General features: G+C 54.2%; 17 protein-coding genes. 8 read left to right on the top strand and 9 right to left on the bottom strand.

The genetic code is table 11. The features are described 5' to 3' along the window. Positions 1-368 precede the first annotated feature (368 nt). Together acnB and yacL are read left to right on the top strand one after the other, a co-directional pair. Positions 369-2966 carry a bifunctional aconitate hydratase 2/2-methylisocitrate dehydratase gene (gene acnB, locus IM299_RS11010; RefSeq protein ID WP_045631164.1) on the top strand — a complete coding sequence of 866 codons (2598 nt, stop codon included), beginning with the start codon at positions 369-371 and terminating at the stop codon, positions 2964-2966. Positions 2967-3156: 190 nt separating this feature from the next. Next, on the top strand, positions 3157-3519 hold the full coding sequence (yacL, locus tag IM299_RS11005) for a protein YacL (protein WP_041911228.1): 363 nt from the start codon (positions 3157-3159) through the stop codon (positions 3517-3519). A 31-nt stretch (positions 3520-3550) separates the two neighbouring features. Here the strand turns inward: yacL and speD are convergent, their stop codons facing one another. The 3 genes from speD to IM299_RS10990 all read right to left on the bottom strand — a co-directional run bounded on the left by speD (position 3551) and on the right by IM299_RS10990 (position 5678). Then, positions 3551-4345, bottom strand: a complete 795-nt coding sequence (gene speD, locus IM299_RS11000; RefSeq protein ID WP_028015535.1) for an adenosylmethionine decarboxylase — start codon at positions 4343-4345, stop codon at positions 3551-3553. Next, positions 4346-5215 carry a polyamine aminopropyltransferase gene (gene speE, locus IM299_RS10995; protein ID WP_048957891.1) on the bottom strand — a complete coding sequence of 290 codons (870 nt, stop codon included), beginning with the start codon at positions 5213-5215 and terminating at the stop codon, positions 4346-4348. Between the two features lie 115 nt (positions 5216-5330). Next, positions 5331-5678: a YacC family pilotin-like protein gene (locus IM299_RS10990; protein WP_014882582.1), complete on the bottom strand. Its 348-nt coding sequence runs from the start codon at positions 5676-5678 to the stop codon at positions 5331-5333. Between the two features lie 145 nt (positions 5679-5823). Between IM299_RS10990 and cueO the strand changes: the two genes are divergently transcribed. After that, the gene (gene cueO / locus IM299_RS10985) at positions 5824-7383 is read left to right on the top strand and encodes a multicopper oxidase CueO (protein WP_193357483.1); all 1560 of its coding nucleotides are present in this window, start codon (positions 5824-5826) and stop codon (positions 7381-7383) included. 74 nt (positions 7384-7457) lie between these two features. Here the strand turns inward: cueO and IM299_RS10980 are convergent, their stop codons facing one another. Further along, positions 7458-9848, bottom strand: a complete 2391-nt coding sequence (locus tag IM299_RS10980) for a glucose/quinate/shikimate family membrane-bound PQQ-dependent dehydrogenase (RefSeq protein WP_045631166.1) — start codon at positions 9846-9848, stop codon at positions 7458-7460. A gap of 208 nt (positions 9849-10056) precedes the next feature. Here IM299_RS10980 and hpt point away from each other — a divergent pair, with 208 nt between their 5' ends. Continuing rightward, entirely contained in the window at positions 10057-10593 is a 537-nt protein-coding gene (gene hpt, locus IM299_RS10975; protein ID WP_008501948.1) for a hypoxanthine phosphoribosyltransferase, read from the top strand. Between the two features lie 91 nt (positions 10594-10684). Here the strand turns inward: hpt and can are convergent, their stop codons facing one another. Then, complete coding sequence (gene can, locus IM299_RS10970) at positions 10685-11347, bottom strand: carbonate dehydratase (RefSeq protein WP_008501947.1); 663 nt, start codon at positions 11345-11347, stop codon at positions 10685-10687. Between the two features lie 107 nt (positions 11348-11454). On the opposite strand from can, the gene IM299_RS10965 reads away from it, so the two are divergent. The 4 genes from IM299_RS10965 to IM299_RS10950 all read left to right on the top strand — a co-directional run bounded on the left by IM299_RS10965 (position 11455) and on the right by IM299_RS10950 (position 15005). Continuing rightward, the gene (locus tag IM299_RS10965) at positions 11455-12381 is read left to right on the top strand and encodes an ABC transporter ATP-binding protein (protein ID WP_041911223.1); all 927 of its coding nucleotides are present in this window, start codon (positions 11455-11457) and stop codon (positions 12379-12381) included. Next, complete coding sequence (locus tag IM299_RS10960; RefSeq protein WP_008501945.1) at positions 12378-13148, top strand: ABC transporter permease; 771 nt, start codon at positions 12378-12380, stop codon at positions 13146-13148. Before IM299_RS10965 ends, IM299_RS10960 begins: the two co-directional genes overlap by 4 nt. Positions 13149-13253: 105 nt before the next feature. Beyond that, a complete protein-coding gene (locus tag IM299_RS10955) occupies positions 13254-13694 on the top strand; it encodes a PTS sugar transporter subunit IIA (protein WP_041911222.1) in 441 nt (146 codons plus the stop codon). A 63-nt stretch (positions 13695-13757) separates the two neighbouring features. Beyond that, complete coding sequence (locus IM299_RS10950; RefSeq protein ID WP_153656823.1) at positions 13758-15005, top strand: polysaccharide deacetylase family protein; 1248 nt, start codon at positions 13758-13760, stop codon at positions 15003-15005. A gap of 1 nt (position 15006) precedes the next feature. On the opposite strand, the gene IM299_RS10945 is transcribed toward IM299_RS10950, so the two are convergent. From IM299_RS10945 to IM299_RS10930, 4 genes are read right to left on the bottom strand one after another with little or no spacing between them, the layout of a single operon-like run. Continuing rightward, a complete protein-coding gene (locus IM299_RS10945; RefSeq protein WP_193357482.1) occupies positions 15007-16080 on the bottom strand; it encodes a fimbrial protein StkG in 1074 nt (357 codons plus the stop codon). A gap of 11 nt (positions 16081-16091) precedes the next feature. Beyond that, entirely contained in the window at positions 16092-16700 is a 609-nt protein-coding gene (locus IM299_RS10940) for a fimbrial-like protein (RefSeq protein ID WP_193357481.1), read from the bottom strand. A gap of 14 nt (positions 16701-16714) precedes the next feature. Continuing rightward, positions 16715-17278, bottom strand: coding sequence for a fimbrial protein (locus IM299_RS10935; RefSeq protein WP_193357480.1), 564 nt, complete (start codon positions 17276-17278; stop codon positions 16715-16717). A gap of 26 nt (positions 17279-17304) precedes the next feature. Continuing rightward, on the bottom strand, positions 17305-17880 hold the full coding sequence (locus IM299_RS10930) for a fimbrial protein (protein WP_048957911.1): 576 nt from the start codon (positions 17878-17880) through the stop codon (positions 17305-17307). Between the last annotated feature and the right edge of the window lie 7 nt (positions 17881-17887).

The raw sequence follows: 17887 nt of genomic DNA, 5'->3' as shown, positions 1-17887 counted from the left end.
TTCGAAACTGGATGGCGGCTCGTAAACACAAAACATGTGCTTGCGGATCTGCATACTCAGGAGCATTATTCATGCCGAGTGCATTGCCGCAAATCTGCCAACCCGGTGTGCTACCACCGCAAGGCAACAAAATAACCGCTATCAGGCGGTTTTTTTGTCCCCAAAATTCACCTCGCCTCCCCGCTACACCATGCTTAACGATTCAGCAAACTTTTTAATGTTGCTTTTTTGTAAACGGATTAACACTGTGCAGAAATCCTGCTATGCTGCCCGTCGCGGTATCGGGCATTTACCCTACAAACTGCTGTCTCACAGGAGCGTGAAGAGAACGCCCGCCGCATATGACAATGAGAGCGAGGAGAACCGTCGTGCTAGAAGAATACCGTAAGCACGTAGCAGAACGTGCCGCCGAGGGAATTGTACCCAAACCTTTAGATGCAACCCAAATGGCCGCGCTCGTCGAGCTGCTGAAGAACCCGCCTAAGGGCGAAGAAGAATTCCTGTTAGATCTGTTGATCAACCGCGTACCGCCTGGCGTAGATGAAGCTGCCTACGTAAAAGCCGGATTCCTTGCTGCTATCGCCAAAGGCGAAGCCACCTCCCCACTGGTTACTCCTGAAAAAGCCATTGAACTGCTCGGCACCATGCAGGGTGGTTACAACATTCATCCGCTGATTGACGCGCTGGATAACGACAAGCTGGCACCGATTGCCGCTAAAGCGCTCTCTTCCACGCTGCTGATGTTCGATAACTTCTACGATGTAGAAGAAAAAGCCAAAGCGGGCAACGTCTATGCGAAGCAGGTGATGCAGTCCTGGGCCGATGCCGAATGGTTCCTGAACCGCCCTGCGCTGGCGGAAAAAATTACCGTGACCGTCTTTAAGGTGACCGGTGAAACCAACACCGATGACCTGTCTCCGGCTCCGGACGCGTGGTCTCGTCCAGATATCCCGCTGCACGCCCTGGCGATGCTGAAAAACGCCCGTGAAGGCATTGAGCCGGATCAGCCGGGCGTGGTTGGCCCGATCAAACAGATCGAAGCGCTGCAGAAGAAAGGTTTCCCGCTGGCCTACGTCGGTGACGTTGTGGGTACCGGTTCTTCCCGTAAATCCGCCACCAACTCCGTACTGTGGTTCATGGGCGACGACATTCCGCACGTGCCGAACAAGCGCGGCGGCGGCCTGTGCCTCGGTGGCAAAATTGCGCCAATCTTCTTCAACACCATGGAAGATGCGGGCGCGCTGCCAATTGAAGTAGATGTGAGCAACCTGAACATGGGCGACGTGATTGACGTCTACCCGTATAAAGGCGAAGTGCGCAACCACGAAACCAACGAGCTGCTGGCAAGCTTCGAACTGAAAACCGACGTGCTGATTGACGAAGTGCGTGCTGGTGGCCGTATTCCGCTGATCATCGGGCGTGGCCTGACCACTAAAGCGCGTGAAGCGCTGGGTCTGCCGCACTCCGACGTTTTCCGTCACGCGAAAGACGTGGCAGAAAGCAACCGCGGCTTCTCGCTGGCACAGAAAATGGTGGGTCGCGCGTGCGGCGTCGCCGGTATTCGTCCTGGCGCATACTGCGAGCCGAAGATGACCTCCGTGGGCTCTCAGGACACCACTGGCCCAATGACCCGTGACGAACTGAAAGACCTGGCGTGCCTGGGCTTCTCTTCTGACCTGGTGATGCAGTCCTTCTGCCACACGGCGGCCTATCCGAAGCCGGTTGACGTGACCACGCACCACACGCTGCCAGACTTCATCATGAACCGCGGCGGCGTGTCACTGCGTCCGGGTGACGGCGTCATCCACTCCTGGCTGAACCGTATGCTGCTGCCGGATACCGTGGGTACCGGCGGTGACTCCCATACCCGTTTCCCAATCGGTATCTCCTTCCCGGCGGGCTCCGGCCTGGTGGCGTTTGCTGCAGCGACCGGCGTAATGCCGCTGGACATGCCTGAATCCGTGCTGGTGCGCTTCAAGGGCAAAATGCAGCCGGGCATCACTCTGCGCGACCTGGTTCACGCGATCCCGCTGTATGCCATCAAACAGGGCCTGCTGACCGTTGAGAAGAAAGGCAAGAAAAACATCTTCTCTGGCCGTATCCTGGAAATTGAAGGTCTGCCGGATCTGAAAGTTGAGCAGGCATTTGAGCTGACCGATGCATCCGCCGAGCGTTCTGCGGCTGGCTGTACCATCAAGCTGAACAAAGAGCCGATCATTGAGTATCTGACTTCCAACATCGTGCTGCTGAAGTGGATGATTGCGGAAGGCTACGGCGATCGTCGTACGCTGGAGCGTCGTATTCAGGGCATGGAGAAATGGCTGGCGGATCCGCAGCTGCTTGAAGCCGATGCTGACGCAGAGTACGCGGCGGTGATCGACATCGATCTGGCGGATATTAAAGAGCCAATCCTCTGTGCGCCGAACGATCCGGACGATGCGCGTCTGCTCTCTGACGTGCAGGGCGATAAGATCGACGAAGTGTTCATCGGCTCCTGTATGACCAACATCGGCCACTTCCGCGCCGCCGGTAAGCTGCTGGATACCCACAAAGGCCAGCTGCCGACCCGCCTGTGGGTGGCTCCGCCAACCCGTATGGACGCGGCTCAGTTGACCGAAGAGGGTTACTACAGCGTGTTCGGTAAGAGCGGGGCGCGTATCGAAATCCCTGGCTGCTCCCTGTGTATGGGTAACCAGGCGCGTGTGGCCGACGGTGCGACGGTGGTTTCCACCTCTACCCGTAACTTCCCGAACCGTTTAGGTACTGGTGCGAACGTCTACCTGGCTTCTGCGGAGCTGGCGGCGGTTGCGGCGCTGATTGGCAAACTGCCAACGCCGGAAGAGTACCAGACCTTTGTGGCGCAGGTGGATAAGACGGCGGTGGATACCTATCGCTATCTGAACTTCGACCAGCTTTCTCAGTACACCGAGAAGGCTGACGGGGTGATCTTCCAGACGGCAGTATAAACAGCAAAACCGTCTCTACGAGACGGTTTTTAGTGTTTGCACCCTCTCCCGTGGGAGAGGGACGGGGTGAGGGCGTCAGGCCGCAGGGCCTTGCTCTCACCTTTTTATTTTCATTCCTCCCACCTCTCCCGCTTTTTTTCTTTCCCTCTGCTGCGATAATTACCCTAATGGCTTTGCAGAGGAAAACGCTATGGATTACGAATTTTTGCGCGACATCACCGGCGTGGTGAAAGTGCGCATGTCGATGGGGCACGAAGCCGTTGGACACTGGTTTAACGAAGAGGTGAAAGAAAATCTCGCCCTTCTTGATGAAGTCGAACAGGCGGCAAATACGGTGAAAGGCAGTGAGCGCTCCTGGCAACGTGCCGGGCATGAGTACACCCTGTGGATGGACGGCGAAGAGGTGATGGTGCGCGCCAACCAGCTTGAGTTTTCAGGGGATGAGATGGAAGAGGGGATGAGCTACTACGACGAAGAGAGCCTGTCGCTGTGCGGCGTGGAAGACTTCCTGCAGGTAGTGAATGCCTATCGTGAGTTCATGAAACAGAAGTAACTCCCCGAAGCGTCCCTGCTCCGGGCAACACTTACACGGCCGGAATATTGCGGCCGTAGTAGATTTCGCGCATTTCTTTCCAGAGCAGGTCGGTGATGACCTTGCGCTCTTCTTCACTTAAATCTTCCGGTTTCGTGTGGAACATGTAGTGCTTAAGGTCGAACTCCTTAAGCATCATCTTGGTATGGAAGATGTTTTCCTGGTACACGTTCACGTCCATCATGTCATACAGCGATTTCATATCCTCAGACATAAAGTTCTGAATGGAGTTGATCTCGTGGTCGATGAAGTGCTTCATGCCGTTGATATCACGGGTAAAACCGCGCACGCGATAATCAATCGTGACGATGTCCGATTCCAGCTGGTGGATTAAATAGTTCAGCGCGTTCAGCGGGGAAATCACGCCGCAGGTCGACACTTCAATATCCGCGCGGAACGTGCACAGGCCACCTTCCGGGTGACTCTCCGGGTAGGTATGGACGCAGATATGGCTTTTGTCGAGGTGGGCGACGACCACTTCCGGAAGCGGACCCGGGTGTTCAGTTTTGTCGATAAGTTGCGGGTCGACCGGCTCCTCGCTGACCAGAATGGTGACGCTGGCACCCTGGGGCTCATAATCCTGTCGGGCGATGTTCAGAATATTGGCACCGATGATCGAGCAGGTTTCTGACAGGATCTCGGTCAGACGGTTGGCGTTGTAGAGTTCATCGATATAGGCGATGTAACCATCGCGTTCTTCCGCTGTTTTGGCATAGCAGATATCGTAAATACAAAAACTCAGGCTTTTAGTCAGGTTGTTAAAGCCATGTAGTTTAAGCTTTTTCAATTAGCTCACCCCCTTAGTGGATAATGCGTCTTGCAGATACTGCGGCAGAGCAAACGCTGCGGTATGAATAGCCGGATTGTAGTAGCGGCACGTGAGCCCGGCCTGATGGAAGCGGGCCTGGATTATTTCGGTAGAGAGATGACGCAGCACGTCGTTATCCGTTGCCCATGCAAAGGTCATGATCCCGCCGTAGTACGTCGGAATGGCCGCCTGATAGAAGCTGACGTCACCGAAATAGGTGCTGAGCTTGCGATGGCTGTCGAGGGCTTCATCCTGCTGCAGGAAGCAGACACCGTTTTGTGCGACGAAGATCCCGCCCGGGTTCAGGCAGCGCTTGCAGCCTTCGTAGAACGAGGAGGTAAACAGCGACGCGCCAGGGCCGATGGGGTCGGTGCAGTCAGAGATAATCACGTCGAAGGTCTGCGTGGTCTGGTTAACAAAGTTAACGCCGTCGTCGATAACCAGTTTAAAGCGCGGATCGTCATAGCTGCCGGCATTATGGTTGGGCAGGTACTGGCGGCAGAAAGAGACCACGCCCGCATCGATCTCAACCATGGTGATGGTTTCAATGGAACGATGACGTGAAACCTCGCGCAGCATTGCGCCGTCGCCGCCGCCGATAATCAGAACATGCTTCGCGTGTCCGTGGGCCAGCAGCGGAACGTGGGTCATCATCTCATGATAGATAAACTCGTCGCGCTCGGTCGTTTGCACAACGCCATCCAGGGCCATCACGCGGCCAAAGGCGGCGTTTTCGAAGATGATCAGATCCTGGTGATCCGTTTTCTCATGATAGAGCACGTTATCAACGGCAAAGTACTGACCAAACTGGTCATGCAGTGTTTCATGCCACAACGTGTGGTCGGCCATACGCGGACTCCTCCTTTGTTAACATCCGTAACGCTCACAAAAAATGAGCGAAACATGATAGCTAACTATAACCGTGGTTGCACGGGTATAGGTTGAACAGGGGGCGTCGGGAAGGTTATTTCACGTAGGCGAGCAGGCTGAGCGAATCGCGGGCCAGCGCTTTGCATTTTTTAGCCGTGGGAATGCCAATACCGCTCAAGTCACGGTAGCTGTCTTCACCGAGCGCCTTCATGTCAAAGCTGTCGTAATTGCTGAGATCCCACTGGTTCTGCTGGGCGAAAAAGACCAGCGCGCGGCGAATTTGCCCGTTGGGTAAATTCTGGTAGCCACAATCATTTTTCAGGAATACAAAAACCGCCGTTAAATCGGCCATATCTTCCGCTTCATTTTCACTGAGCGCATAGCTGTTCGCACACATTGCCATCAGGCTTCCGAACAAAATTGTCCTGAAAAACGTCTTCATTGCTTCTACCACTTCTTCACGGAAAATTAACGTTAGCACACTTGATGCCAGTGCGACGATCTTTATTATTGCCGCTTTACTTGACCTTCCGGTAAGGGGAGGGTTTATGCTCAAAAGATCGCCTGCTGGAAATAAGGAAATGAACATGCAACGTCGTGATTTTTTAAAATATTCCGCTGTGCTGGGGGTTGCCAGCGCATTACCACTCTGGAGCCGCGCGGTTTTTGCGGCTGAAAGGCCTGCCTTACCCATTCCTGACTTACTGACCGCAGACGCCCGTAGCCGTATTCAACTCGTTGTTCAGGCCGGTAAAACCTCCTTCGGCGGGCACAGCGCTACTACCTGGGGCTACAACGGCAATCTGCTCGGCCCGGCACTTCAGTTACGCAAAGGGAAAGCGGTGACGGTGGATATCCACAATACGCTTGCCGAGGAGACCACGCTGCACTGGCACGGGCTGGAAGTTCCGGGCGAAGTGGATGGTGGTCCCCAGGGCGTTATCAAGCCTGGGGGTAAACGCAGCGTAACCTTTACCCCTGACCAGCGGGCGGCAACCTGCTGGTTCCACCCGCATCAGCATGGCAAAACGGGCCATCAGGTGGCAATGGGGCTGGCCGGACTGGTGTTGATTGAGGATGACGAAAGCCGTCTCCTGCGCCTGCCAAAACAGTGGGGTATCGACGATGTGCCGGTGATTGTGCAGGACAAAAAATTCAGCGCGGACGGGCAGATTGACTACCAGCTGGACGTGATGAGCGCGGCGGTCGGCTGGTTTGGCGATACGCTGCTGGCCAACGGTGCGATCTATCCGCAGCACGCCGCCCCGAAAGGCTGGCTGCGCCTGCGCTTGCTTAACGGCTGTAACGCCCGCTCGTTGAACTTCGCCACCAGCGATAAGCGCCCGCTTTACGTGGTGGCAAGCGATGGCGGCCTGCTGCCAGAACCGGTAAAAGTAAGCGAGCTGCCGATGCTGATGGGCGAACGCTTCGAAGTGCTGGTGGACATCAGCGACGGCAAGCCGTTTGACCTGGTAACGCTGCCTGTCAGCCAGATGGGGATGGCAGTGGCGCCGTTTGATAAACCGCATCCGGTGCTGCGCATTCAGCCGCTACAGGTCACGGCCTCCGGTACGCTGCCGGACACCTTAGCCACGCTGCCAGCTCTCCCGTCGCTGGATGGGCTCACGCAGCGTAAGCTTCAGCTCTCCATGGACCCGATGCTCGACATGATGGGCATGCAGGCGCTGATGAAAAAGTATGGCAATCAGGCCATGGCGGGAATGCACCACGGCCAGATGATGGGCCACATGAATATGGATCACGGCAAAATGGGCGGTATGGATCACGGCGGTCACGGGTTCGATTTCCACAACGCCAACAAGATCAACGGCAAAGCGTTCGATATGAACACGCCGATGTTTGCCGCCACGAAGGGGCAGTTTGAGCGCTGGGTGGTTTCAGGGGAAGGGGACATGATGCTGCACCCGTTCCATATCCACGGCACGCAGTTCCGTATTCTGTCTGAGAAGGGTAAAGCGCCGGAAGCGCATCGAGCAGGCTGGAAAGATACGGTGAGAGTGGAGGGCGGCGTCAGCGAGGTGCTGGTGAAGTTCGACCACGAAGCGCCTGAAGAGTTTGCCTATATGGCGCACTGTCATCTGCTGGAGCATGAAGATACGGGGATGATGCTCGGTTTTACCGTATAAAAAAAGCCGGGTGGCGGCTTCGCCTTACCCGGCCTGGATTGCTAAAAACGGCAACTTTCGTTGCCGTTTTGCTTTTATTTGCCTTCGTCCGGCAATGCATACGCGACAATATAGTCGCCCATCTTCGTGCCAAACGAACCGTGACCACCTGCAGAGATGACAACGTACTGCTTGCCATTCACTTCATAGGTCATCGGCGTGGCCTGTCCACCGGCCGGCAGACGGCCTTGCCACAGTTTTTCACCGTTGGTCATGTTGTACGCGCGCAGGTAGTTATCTGCGGTTGCCGCGATGAACAGCACGTTACCGGCTGTGGAGATTGGACCACCCAGCATTGGCATACCCATATTGAACGGCACCGGAACCGGCATCGGGAACGGCATGCTGTCCTGCGGGGTACCAATACGTTTTTTCCACACGATCTGGTTGGTTTTCAGATCCAGACCGGAGATGTAACCCCAGGCAGGCTGTTTACACGGCAGACCAAACGGAGACAGGAACGGGTTCAGGGTAACGCCAAACGGTACGCCATACTGCGGCTGGATACCGGCTTCGGTCCCGCTGCCTTTCGCGTCTTTCGGCTGCTCCATCGGGTTACCCGGACCGCGTGGGATCAGACGGGAAACGAACGGCAGCGCCATTGGGTTGGCAATCGCCACCTGACGGTTAGGGTCGACGGAAATACCGCCCCACTCAAACATTCCCAGGTTGCCCGGGAAGACCAGCGTACCCTGCTCAGACGGCGGCGTGAAGATGCCTTCATAGCGCAGCTGATGGAACATCACGCGACACACCAGCTGGTCAAACATGGTGGCACCCCACATGTCTGCACCGCTGAGGTCTTTCTTCGGACGGAAGCTCAGGTCAGAGAACGGCTGGGTTTTGCTGACGTAGTCGCCTTTGGCCGCACCCTGCGGAACCGGTTTTTCCGGGGCAGGCACAACCAGCTTACCGTTGCTGCGATCCAGCACGAAGATGTTGCCGGTTTTAGCCGGAGCGTAAATGACCGGCACGGTTTTGCCGTTAACGGTAATGTCCGCCAGCGTCGGCTGGGACGGCATATCCATATCCCACAGATCGTGGTGAACGGTCTGGTAGCTCCAGGCCAGCTTACCGGTAGTCGCGTTCAGCGCCACGATAGCGCTCGCATAACGCTCCTGCTCCGGCGTGCGGTTACCGCCCCAGATATCTGGCGTGGTCACGCCCATCGGCAGGTAGACCAGGTCCAGCTTCGCGTCATACGCGGCTGGTGCCCAGGAGTTCGGCGAGTTGAAGGTAAAGGTGTGCTCGTCAGACGGGATCGCGTTTGGATCTTTCGCGCCCGGGTCGAAAGCCCACAGCAGTTTACCGGTGTTCACGTCGAAACCACGGATAACGCCGGAGGTTTCACGCGTAGAGAAGTTATCCGTTACCGAACCGGCAATCACGATGGTTTTATCGGTGATGATTGGCGGTGAGGTTGGCTCATACAGACCCGGCGTGGTGTCCGGCATGTTGGTCTGAAGATTCAGGATGCCTTTGTTGGCGAAGGTTTCACACAGCTTGCCCGTTTCGGCATTGATGGCGAACAGACGACCATCGTTCACCGGCAGCATGATGCGGCGAGGACAGTCGGCAATGACTTCCGGGCTCGCATTATCCGGGCGCGCTTCGTGATAAGAGACGCCACGACAGGTCACGTGCTGGAACGACGGGTTGGAGTTCAGCTGCGGATCGAAGTGCCATTTCTCTTTACCGGTGGCCGCGTCGAGCGCGAACAGACGCTGGTGCGCCGTACACAGATAAAGCATATCGCCGACTTTAATTGGCGTCACTTCGTTGGTCAGTTCACCGGGATCGTTCGGCATCTTCAGGTCGCCGGTACGGAATACCCAGGCTTCTTTCAGGTTCTTAACGTTGTCCGCGTTGATCTGCTTCAGCGGAGAGTAGCGCTGACCTTCCTGGTTGCGGCCATAGGCAGGCCAGTCGCCGTCAGCAACCTGAGAGATCGCCGCCGCAGGCGTCGATTCTGCGTTCAGCGTACCGTTGATCTCCTGCGGGTCGTTGAAGCCAGCCCAGGTCAGGATACCGCCGCTGATTAACAGCGCTACCACCAGCGCCGCGACCGCACCGCTGGACGGCACAATCAGGCGACGCCAGACGAACGGCAGGATCAGCCAGATGCCGAAGAAGACCAGGATGTCACTGCGCGGCGTCAGCGCCCAGAAGTCGAAGCCGACTTCCCAGACGCCCCAGATCATGGTGGCAAGAAGGAGTGCGGCATACAGCCACAGTGCAGATTGTTTTCTACGCCAGAGCAGGACGGTTACGCCAAGCATAACCAGGCCCGCAATCGGGTAGTACCAGGAGCCGCCGATCGCGACCAGCCAGACGCCACCGATTAACAGGTACAGGCCGCAGAAGGCGGCGAATAACGCTGTTAGTGTCACCAGTAGACGCGGCTGTTTAGAGTTTGTTTCAGCCATAGAAAGTGTACTCGTCAGTTTTTGTTAATAATTTGCTAGCAACTAATTATAGGTATTAACAAGTGTGATCGGAATCACAATATTTGCTTTTTATAACTCATACGCCAGGGTTATCCATTTGCTGATATAATGGCTGGCTTGCGTATCAGTGCTGGATATTAACTCATCCGTATTGAGAGATTTTCATTAAAATCATTTGGTTAGTAATATGAAACATACTGTTGAAGTGATGATCCCGGAAGCCGAGATCAAAGCGCGTATCGCCGAACTGGGTCGTCAAATCACCGAACATTACAAGGACAGCGGCAGCGAAATGGTGCTGGTCGGTCTGTTGCGTGGCTCTTTCATGTTCATGGCAGACCTGTGCCGTGAGGTGCATGTGCCCCATGAGGTCGATTTTATGACCGCCTCCAGCTACGGCAGCGGCATGTCCACCACCCGTGATGTGAAAATCCTGAAAGATCTGGATGAAGATATTCGTGGCAAAGATGTGTTGATCGTTGAAGACATCATTGACTCCGGCAACACCCTGTCAAAAGTGCGCGAGATCCTGAGCCTGCGTGAGCCAAAATCGCTGGCGATTTGCACCCTGCTGGATAAGCCTGACCGCCGTGAAGTGCAGGTGCCGGTGGAGTTTGTTGGTTTCTCTATCCCGGACGAGTTCGTCGTCGGTTACGGTATTGACTACGCGCAGCGTTATCGTCATCTGCCATACGTTGGGAAAGTGGTATTGCTGGACGAGTAATTGCGGTTTGTTGCCCGGTGGCGCTGCGCTTACCGGGCCTACGAATGGGCACATGTAGGCCGGGTAAGGCGCAGCCGCCACCCGGCTTTGTTTATTTATGGTTTACGTGCTTAAGCTGAAGGTTGGCAATGCCTGAACGGTAACGCTGCTCCAGCGTTTCGCGGTTGGTGGCGGTCACTTCCAGGTTGCGCAGCAGACCATCATGAATACCGTACGCCCAGCCGTGGATCGAGACCTTCTGCCCGCGCTTCCACGCCGACTGCATGATCGTTGAGTGGCCAAGGTTATACACCTGCTCCATCACGTTGAGTTCGCACAGGGTATCCATGCGGCGCTCCTGCGGCATTTCGCCCAGCAGTGAGCTATGTTTGAACCAGATATCGCGAATGTGGAGCAGCCAGTTATCAATGAGCCCCAGCTCCGTGTTTTCAACCGCCGCCTGCACGCCGCCGCAGCCGTAGTGGCCGCAGATGATGATGTGCTCGACTTGCAGAACGTCAACGGCATACTGAACAACAGAAAGACAGTTGAGATCGGTGTGAATCACCAGGTTGGCAACGTTGCGGTGAACAAACAGTTCGCCGGGCTCAAGGCCGGTCAGGCGCTCCGCCGGTACGCGGCTGTCGGAGCATCCAATCCAGAGAAAGCGTGGGTTTTGCGCCTGCGCGAGTTTTCCAAAAAATCCGGGGTCTTCCTCCACCAGCATTTTTGACCATAGTGCATTATTGCTGATGAGTGTATCTATGTTGTTCATGGAGGTTAGCGACCTGTAACCGAGTAATTGCGTTGCGCTACTATAGGGTAACCCGACTTTTAATGAAACCACACAACGTGTGTCAGAACTGAAGGTAAGTTAATTTCATGGCAATTGCACTGGAGCTTGAGCAGCTTAAAAAAACCTATCCGGGCGGCGTTCAGGCGCTGCGCGGAATAGATCTAAAAGTAGAGGCCGGGGATTTTTACGCGCTTCTGGGGCCGAACGGGGCGGGGAAATCCACCACCATCGGGATCATCAGCTCGCTGGTGAATAAAACGTCCGGACGGGTGAGCGTCTTTGGTTACGACCTGCAAAAAGATGTGGTAAACGCCAAGCGCCAGCTGGGGCTGGTACCGCAGGAGTTCAACTTCAACCCGTTTGAGACGGTGCAGCAGATTGTCGTTAACCAGGCGGGTTATTACGGCGTTGAGCGTAAAGAGGCGCTTGAGCGTAGCGAAAAGTATCTGAAACAGCTCGATCTGTGGGAAAAGCGTAACGAACGTGCGCGGATGTTGTCCGGGGGGATGAAGCGCCGCCTGATGATTGCCCGCGCGCTGATGCACGAGCCGAAGCTGCTGATCCTTGATGAACCCACCGCAGGCGTGGATATCGAACTGCGTCGTTCTATGTGGGGTTTCCTAAAGGATCTTAATGACAAAGGCACCACCATCATTTTGACCACCCACTACCTTGAAGAAGCAGAGATGCTGTGCCGCAACATCGGCATCATTCAGCACGGCGAGCTGGTGGAAAACACCTCGATGAAGAATCTGCTCTCCAAGCTGAAATCCGAAACCTTTATTCTGGATCTGGCGGCGAAAAGCGCCCTGCCGAAGCTGGAAGGGTATCAGTATCGCCTGGTCGATACCTCGACGCTGGAAGTAGAGGTGCTGCGCGAGCAGGGCATTAACAGCGTGTTCTCCCAGCTGAGCGCGCAGGGTATTCAGGTTTTAAGTATGCGTAACAAAGCGAACCGACTGGAAGAGCTGTTTGTCTCTCTGGTGCAGGATAAACAAGGAGACAAGGCATGACGCATCTTTACTGGGTCGCGCTGAAAAGTATCTGGGCGAAAGAGATTAACCGTTTTATGCGCATCTGGGTGCAAACCCTGGTGCCGCCAGTCATCACGATGACGCTCTATTTCATCATCTTCGGTAACCTGATTGGCTCCCGGATTGGTGAGATGCACGGCTTTACTTATATGCAGTTTATCGTGCCGGGGCTGATCATGATGGCGGTGATCACCAACGCCTATGCCAACGTGGCGTCGTCGTTCTTCAGCGCCAAGTTCCAGCGCAATATTGAGGAGTTGCTGGTGGCACCGGTGCCAACGCATGTGATCATTGCCGGTTACGTCGGTGGCGGCGTGGCGCGCGGTCTGTGTGTTGGGATCCTGGTGACGGCCATTTCGCTGTTCTTTGTGCCGTTCCAGGTGCACTCATGGCTTTTCGTGGCTCTGACCCTGCTCCTGACGGCGATCCTCTTCTCGCTGGCCGGTCTGCTGAACGCCGTGTTTGCCAAAACGTTTGACGACATCAGCCTGATCCCGACCTTCGTGCTGACGCCGCTGACCTATCTCGGCGGGGTGTTCTACTCCCTGACGCTGCTGCCGCCGTTCTGGCAGGCGCTGTCGCACCTGAACCCGATCGTCTACATGATCAGCGGTTTCCGCTTTGGCTTCCTCGGCATCACCGATGTGCCGCTGTTTACCACGGTGGCGGTGCTGGTAGTGTTCATCATCGTCTTCTACCTGCTGTGCTGGTATCTGATCCAGCGCGGACGTGGGTTGCGTAGCTAACCTTCTGCCCGGTGACGTTCTGGTTGCCGGGCACTTTCTTTGACAGTTATCACCGTAAACTAACCTTCACCTGGATAAACTACTCGCCTGCTAAGGAGAGACGATATGCTGGGATGGGTTATCACCTGCCACGATGAACACGCGCAGGATATGCTGGATAAGCTTGAAGCTAAATTTGGTCCGCTGGCGCAATGCCGTGCGGTGAATTACTGGCGCGGTTTAAGCACCAACATGCTGAGCCGCATGATGTGCGATGCGCTGCATGAAACCGACACGGGCGATGGCGTGATCTTTCTGACCGATAAGTCCGGCGCGGCGCCTTATCGTTCCGCCGCGCTGTTAAGCCACAAGCACGAAAACTGCGAAGTTATTTCCGGCATCAGCTATGCGCTGCTGGAAGCGATGTACCCGCTGCGTGAGACGCTGAGCAGCGCCGAATTTCGCAATACCCTCGTTAATATGCAGGTTCCGGGCTTAAGTAGCCTGTGGCATCAGCAGCAGAAAAACCCGCCTTTCGTCCTGCTTCACGATCTGTATAAGCATTAAACGTTGGTATTGATGTCGCATTTGTTACAATGGCGACTGATTTCCCGTATCGATTTATATCCCATGCTCATGCGCGTTGTTTTCCTGCTGTTACTGCTGATATCCGGCGGCGCATCTGCCAGTCTGATCAGTCAGCAAGGGCTTCCCGCCCGATATATGCAAACCACTGAAGATGCTGCCATTTGGGCTCAGGTAGGTAACGACGTGGTGAACGTCGGCAATATCCGCGCCGGGCAGATCTTAGCCGTTGTTCCCACTGCCGCCGATTATTACGAATTTCGCTTCGGCTTCGGAACCGGATTTATTGATAAAGGACATCTGGATGAGGTGCAGGGAAAACAGCGCGTTGAAGACAGCCTGGGCGATCTGAACAAGCCGCTCAGTAACCAGAACCTGATTACCTGGAAAGATACGCCGGTCTTTAACGCCCCCAGCAGCGGCAGCGCGCCTTTTGGCACGCTAAGCGCCAACCTCCGCTATCCGATCCTGACTAAACTGAAAGATCGCCTGAACCAGACCTGGTATCAGATCCGTATTGGTAACCGCCTGGCATGGATCAGCAGCCTGGATGCGCAGGAAGATAACGGGCTTCCGGTCCTCACCTACCATCATATTTTACGTGATGAAGAAAACACGCGCTTTCGACATACCTCAACGACCACCAGCGTAAGGGCGTTCAATAACCAGATGGCCTGGCTGCGCGACCAGGGCTACACCACGCTGACGATGTATCAGCTGGAAGGGTATGTGCGTAATAAAATGAACCTGCCTGCTAAGGCGGTGGTGATCACCTTTGATGATGGCCTGAAATCGGTCAGCCGCTATGCGTACCCTGTTCTGAAAGAATATGGCTTCAACGCCACGGCGTTTATCATTTCGTCACGTATCAAAGGCCATGCGCAGAAGTGGGATCCTAAATCACTGCAGTTTATGAGCGTCCAGGAGATCAAGGGTATTCAGGATGTCTTTGACATTCAGTCTCACACCCATTTCCTGCACCGCGTGGACGGAAATAAACATCCTATTTTATTGAGTCGTACCTATCACGTGATCCTGTTTGACTTTGAACGCTCCCGCCGCGCGCTGGCGCAGTTCAACCCGCGGGTGCTTTATCTGTCGTATCCTTTTGGTGGCTATGACAACAAAGCGATAAAAGCGGCGAACGACGCCGGTTTCCATCTGGCGGTGACCACGGTAAAAGGGAAGGTGAAGCCGGGGGATAATCCGTTCTTACTGAAGCGCCTGTATATCTTAAGAACGGATTCGCTGGAGACGATGTCGCGGCTGATCAGCAATCAGCCGCAGGGGTAGCTTATTCGTAGGTGATGTTGAAGGTAATAGTGGTACCGAAACGGCCTACGGTAACGGGTTCGCTGCCGATCTTAACCAGTTGAGCCCAAATGGTTGTGTCCAGAACGGTAGGCGGGGTACCGTCATAGTCGGTTACAGCAATAGGTAATTTCCAGCTATCTGCTTTCACGGGGTAATTGTCTCCCGGGTTACTCAAAATCCTGACGCCGACGCCTCCGGCCGCGGCTACGCCATCTTCCTCAACGGCGTTAGTAAAATATGTCTTATCAGCGGTAGTATGCGCGGAAGATAACGTATACATAACTTGTTTTGTGTTCGCGCATGTACCCGTAATCTTAAACGCCACTTTGCTGGTCGTACCACTCTCGACGTCTGCAGGGCTCCATTCTCCCAGATCCACCGTTGTCGGGGCGCGCAGTACGCATGCTGGACGGTTTAAGGGAATGCTGAATGACATCTGGGACATATTTACCGTGGGACGTGGATGATCGCTAACTGAGCCATTTGGACTACCAAGAAGAATTTGGCCAATCGGACCGCTACTTGCGGTCAAGAAGTTTTGATCGAGGGGTATCCCCTGAAAGGCATTGGTCTGCCAGAACTCCATGCTGACATGCCAGGTTTTCCCATCGACAATATATTCCTGATCGTGTTCGAGATCGCCGGTAAGGTAAAACTGTCCATTTGCATTGGGTGGAAACCAGGCCGTTACACCTTTACCATCCGGATAAAATGCCAGGGTATAAAAAATCCCAGGGACGTTAGTACGAAAAATGGCTTTTCCATCAATCTCCCCTGCATGCATAGCACTGTTAGTCAACTGCCAGACGTCTTCAGTGTCATCACCTACCGAACAAGAGGATCTCAACGATGGGGTTGTCTCCATAATGATGGCGTTACTGATCTGCACGGGGGACGTTACCGTACCTGGGGGTAAGGGGGTAATCACAGGTTGTACGCCTGGAGACATAATTAACAACGGATCGTTGCTATTAAATCGACATTCTACTGCTGCATGCGAGGCGCCAGAAATCCCGAACGTCACGAACGCTAATATCTTAAAGAGTTTCTTCATTATAAATCCTTTTATTCGTAGCTAACATTGACCAGAACGCTACTCACCACAGTGCCGCTGGTGATAGTGCCAACGTTCTGGTAACGTGCGTAAAACCCATAATCCTTTATATAACTCTCGCTACTTCCACTGACATCGTAAATAATGTTAGACGTTCCGTCAGTTTTCAAAACATTGGTTTTGTATTTTTCAGAGAAAATAACGATACCCACATTTTCAGCCGCACCGGCTGTGGCTTCGTTTTTAAACACCTGCTTTTGGTTATTCCAGAAACCATTCTGCGGTGCAAAACTGAATTTTAGTTGGCTAATACCTGTGCTTTCTCCACCGCTCGCGTAGCAGTTATCTACGTGAATAGTGAAGGGCGTGCCTGCTACATCATCGGTCGGCGTTAAACGGTCGCTCTTATCGCTATTATAAAACCAGTCTCGGGTCGCGGTAGGCAAATAGATCTCCCCGCCGTTTTCGACGCTGAGCTGGCATGTGTTATTAACAATGTTTGCCGTCAGGTTTACATCCATACCTGAACCTGCCTGGCATAAGCCAGGCAGAGTGCTACCAGCCAGACCGATAAGCAACATCAGACCGGGCTGGTGTAAAATAAACGGTGATTGTTGCATAGTGATCCCTGGAATTATTGATAGGCGATAGTAAACGTGACCGGTGCGGAAACAGCACCAGTGCCAACATCAGTAATGCTTTGACCCTGTCCGACTACGATACGGGAATTCATCAGGAACTCACCGGTGCCATTGGAAATGGTCACTTCCTGTGCTGCCGGAGGGATGTTGCAGCTCATCAGAAGACCGGTATCAACAACGCCCGACCAGATCTCAAAGCCTGTCGCTAAACCGCCAGAATACGAGTCGCCGTTTTTACTTGTGCCACTGCATTCTCCGCCGGCGCCTTTAGCGGCAGCTACCGTTGCCTTTGCTACCCCAGAACAGTTGGAAAAGGCAATTTTGAGCGGCTTAACGCGAGTTTTGTTCACCAGATCGGATTTGAATACTTCGCCAAATGCAATTTCACTGGATTCAGTACCTGCATCGTTAAGTACTTTTGCTGTACATGTGCCTGATACGATTTTGGTTTTAATCGTCATCTCGACGCTGCTGGTACCAGTAATCGCTGCACTTGCCATTCCAGAGAACAGAAGGCCAGAAACGGTCAGGGCGATAAAAGTGGATTTAAATTTCATGATGTTGCTCCGTTTTCCTGCACCAATTACTCGTAACTAAATTCAAAAGTCGCTACAGCCTGAAAATCACCCAGCGTCATGCTGTCTGTTCTGGTTTCACGCATTGTGGCCACCAAAGAAACTTCTTTATTCTGGATTTCTGTTGTACTCCAGACCAGGCGCTCCGCATCCACGGTAGAGTTAGGGGTGAATGGAGCACTTGGGGAGCTAGCTCTGGCGATTTGAACCGCAGCGTACTCTGCACCTCCGCTGGCTTTTTGTATCTGGTTAGCAAGGCCAGAGAGCAAATTCGTGTCTTGTGTTCCTCTAATTGTGGTTTTCAGTGATTTCAACGATGCAGGGCACTCAACGATCATGATTTTGAAAGTGGCATTTGCATTACCCGCTTTGATGTCGTCGATACGCGCCTGGCCATTGTTACCAATGGTCAGCGTTTGCTGCGAGTCGGAACCCGTACCACCAGCCAGTTTCATATCACAGGTGGTTTCGCGAATATTGGCGGTGAAGTTCACATCCAGAGTGGTGCTTTCTTCGGCTAACGCTGAGCCTGATAACGCCAGCATCACCATGGCAAGTGCTGACAGGTTAAGATTTTTTTTCATGCTTACT

Origin of the sequence: Enterobacter cloacae complex sp. P47BA, from assembly GCF_014930485.1 — a bacterium.
GTDB classification, from domain to species: Bacteria; Pseudomonadota; Gammaproteobacteria; order Enterobacterales; family Enterobacteriaceae; genus Enterobacter; species Enterobacter bugandensis.
Note: the sequence above shows the minus strand (reverse complement) of the source record. Positions and strands in the feature narration are given on the sequence as shown.

Excerpts from the sequence above, each read along its gene's own strand:
- IM299_RS10930 (WP_048957911.1), bottom strand. The coding sequence starts at position 17,880 with ATGAAAAAAAATCTTAACCTGTCAGCACTTGCCATGGTGATGCTGGCG.
- can (WP_008501947.1), bottom strand. The coding sequence starts at position 11,347 with ATGAACAACATAGATACACTCATCAGCAATAATGCACTATGGTCAAAA.
- yacL (WP_041911228.1), top strand. The coding sequence starts at position 3,157 with ATGGATTACGAATTTTTGCGCGACATCACCGGCGTGGTGAAAGTGCGC.
- IM299_RS10935 (WP_193357480.1), bottom strand. The coding sequence starts at position 17,278 with ATGAAATTTAAATCCACTTTTATCGCCCTGACCGTTTCTGGCCTTCTG.
- cueO (WP_193357483.1), top strand. The coding sequence starts at position 5,824 with ATGCAACGTCGTGATTTTTTAAAATATTCCGCTGTGCTGGGGGTTGCC.
- IM299_RS10945 (WP_193357482.1), bottom strand. The coding sequence starts at position 16,080 with ATGAAGAAACTCTTTAAGATATTAGCGTTCGTGACGTTCGGGATTTCT.
- IM299_RS10990 (WP_014882582.1), bottom strand. The coding sequence starts at position 5,678 with ATGAAGACGTTTTTCAGGACAATTTTGTTCGGAAGCCTGATGGCAATG.
- hpt (WP_008501948.1), top strand. The coding sequence starts at position 10,057 with ATGAAACATACTGTTGAAGTGATGATCCCGGAAGCCGAGATCAAAGCG.
- IM299_RS10950 (WP_153656823.1), top strand. The coding sequence starts at position 13,758 with ATGCTCATGCGCGTTGTTTTCCTGCTGTTACTGCTGATATCCGGCGGC.
- IM299_RS10965 (WP_041911223.1), top strand. The coding sequence starts at position 11,455 with ATGGCAATTGCACTGGAGCTTGAGCAGCTTAAAAAAACCTATCCGGGC.
- IM299_RS10940 (WP_193357481.1), bottom strand. The coding sequence starts at position 16,700 with ATGCAACAATCACCGTTTATTTTACACCAGCCCGGTCTGATGTTGCTT.
- IM299_RS10980 (WP_045631166.1), bottom strand. The coding sequence starts at position 9,848 with ATGGCTGAAACAAACTCTAAACAGCCGCGTCTACTGGTGACACTAACA.
- IM299_RS10955 (WP_041911222.1), top strand. The coding sequence starts at position 13,254 with ATGCTGGGATGGGTTATCACCTGCCACGATGAACACGCGCAGGATATG.
- speE (WP_048957891.1), bottom strand. The coding sequence starts at position 5,215 with ATGGCCGACCACACGTTGTGGCATGAAACACTGCATGACCAGTTTGGT.
- IM299_RS10960 (WP_008501945.1), top strand. The coding sequence starts at position 12,378 with ATGACGCATCTTTACTGGGTCGCGCTGAAAAGTATCTGGGCGAAAGAG.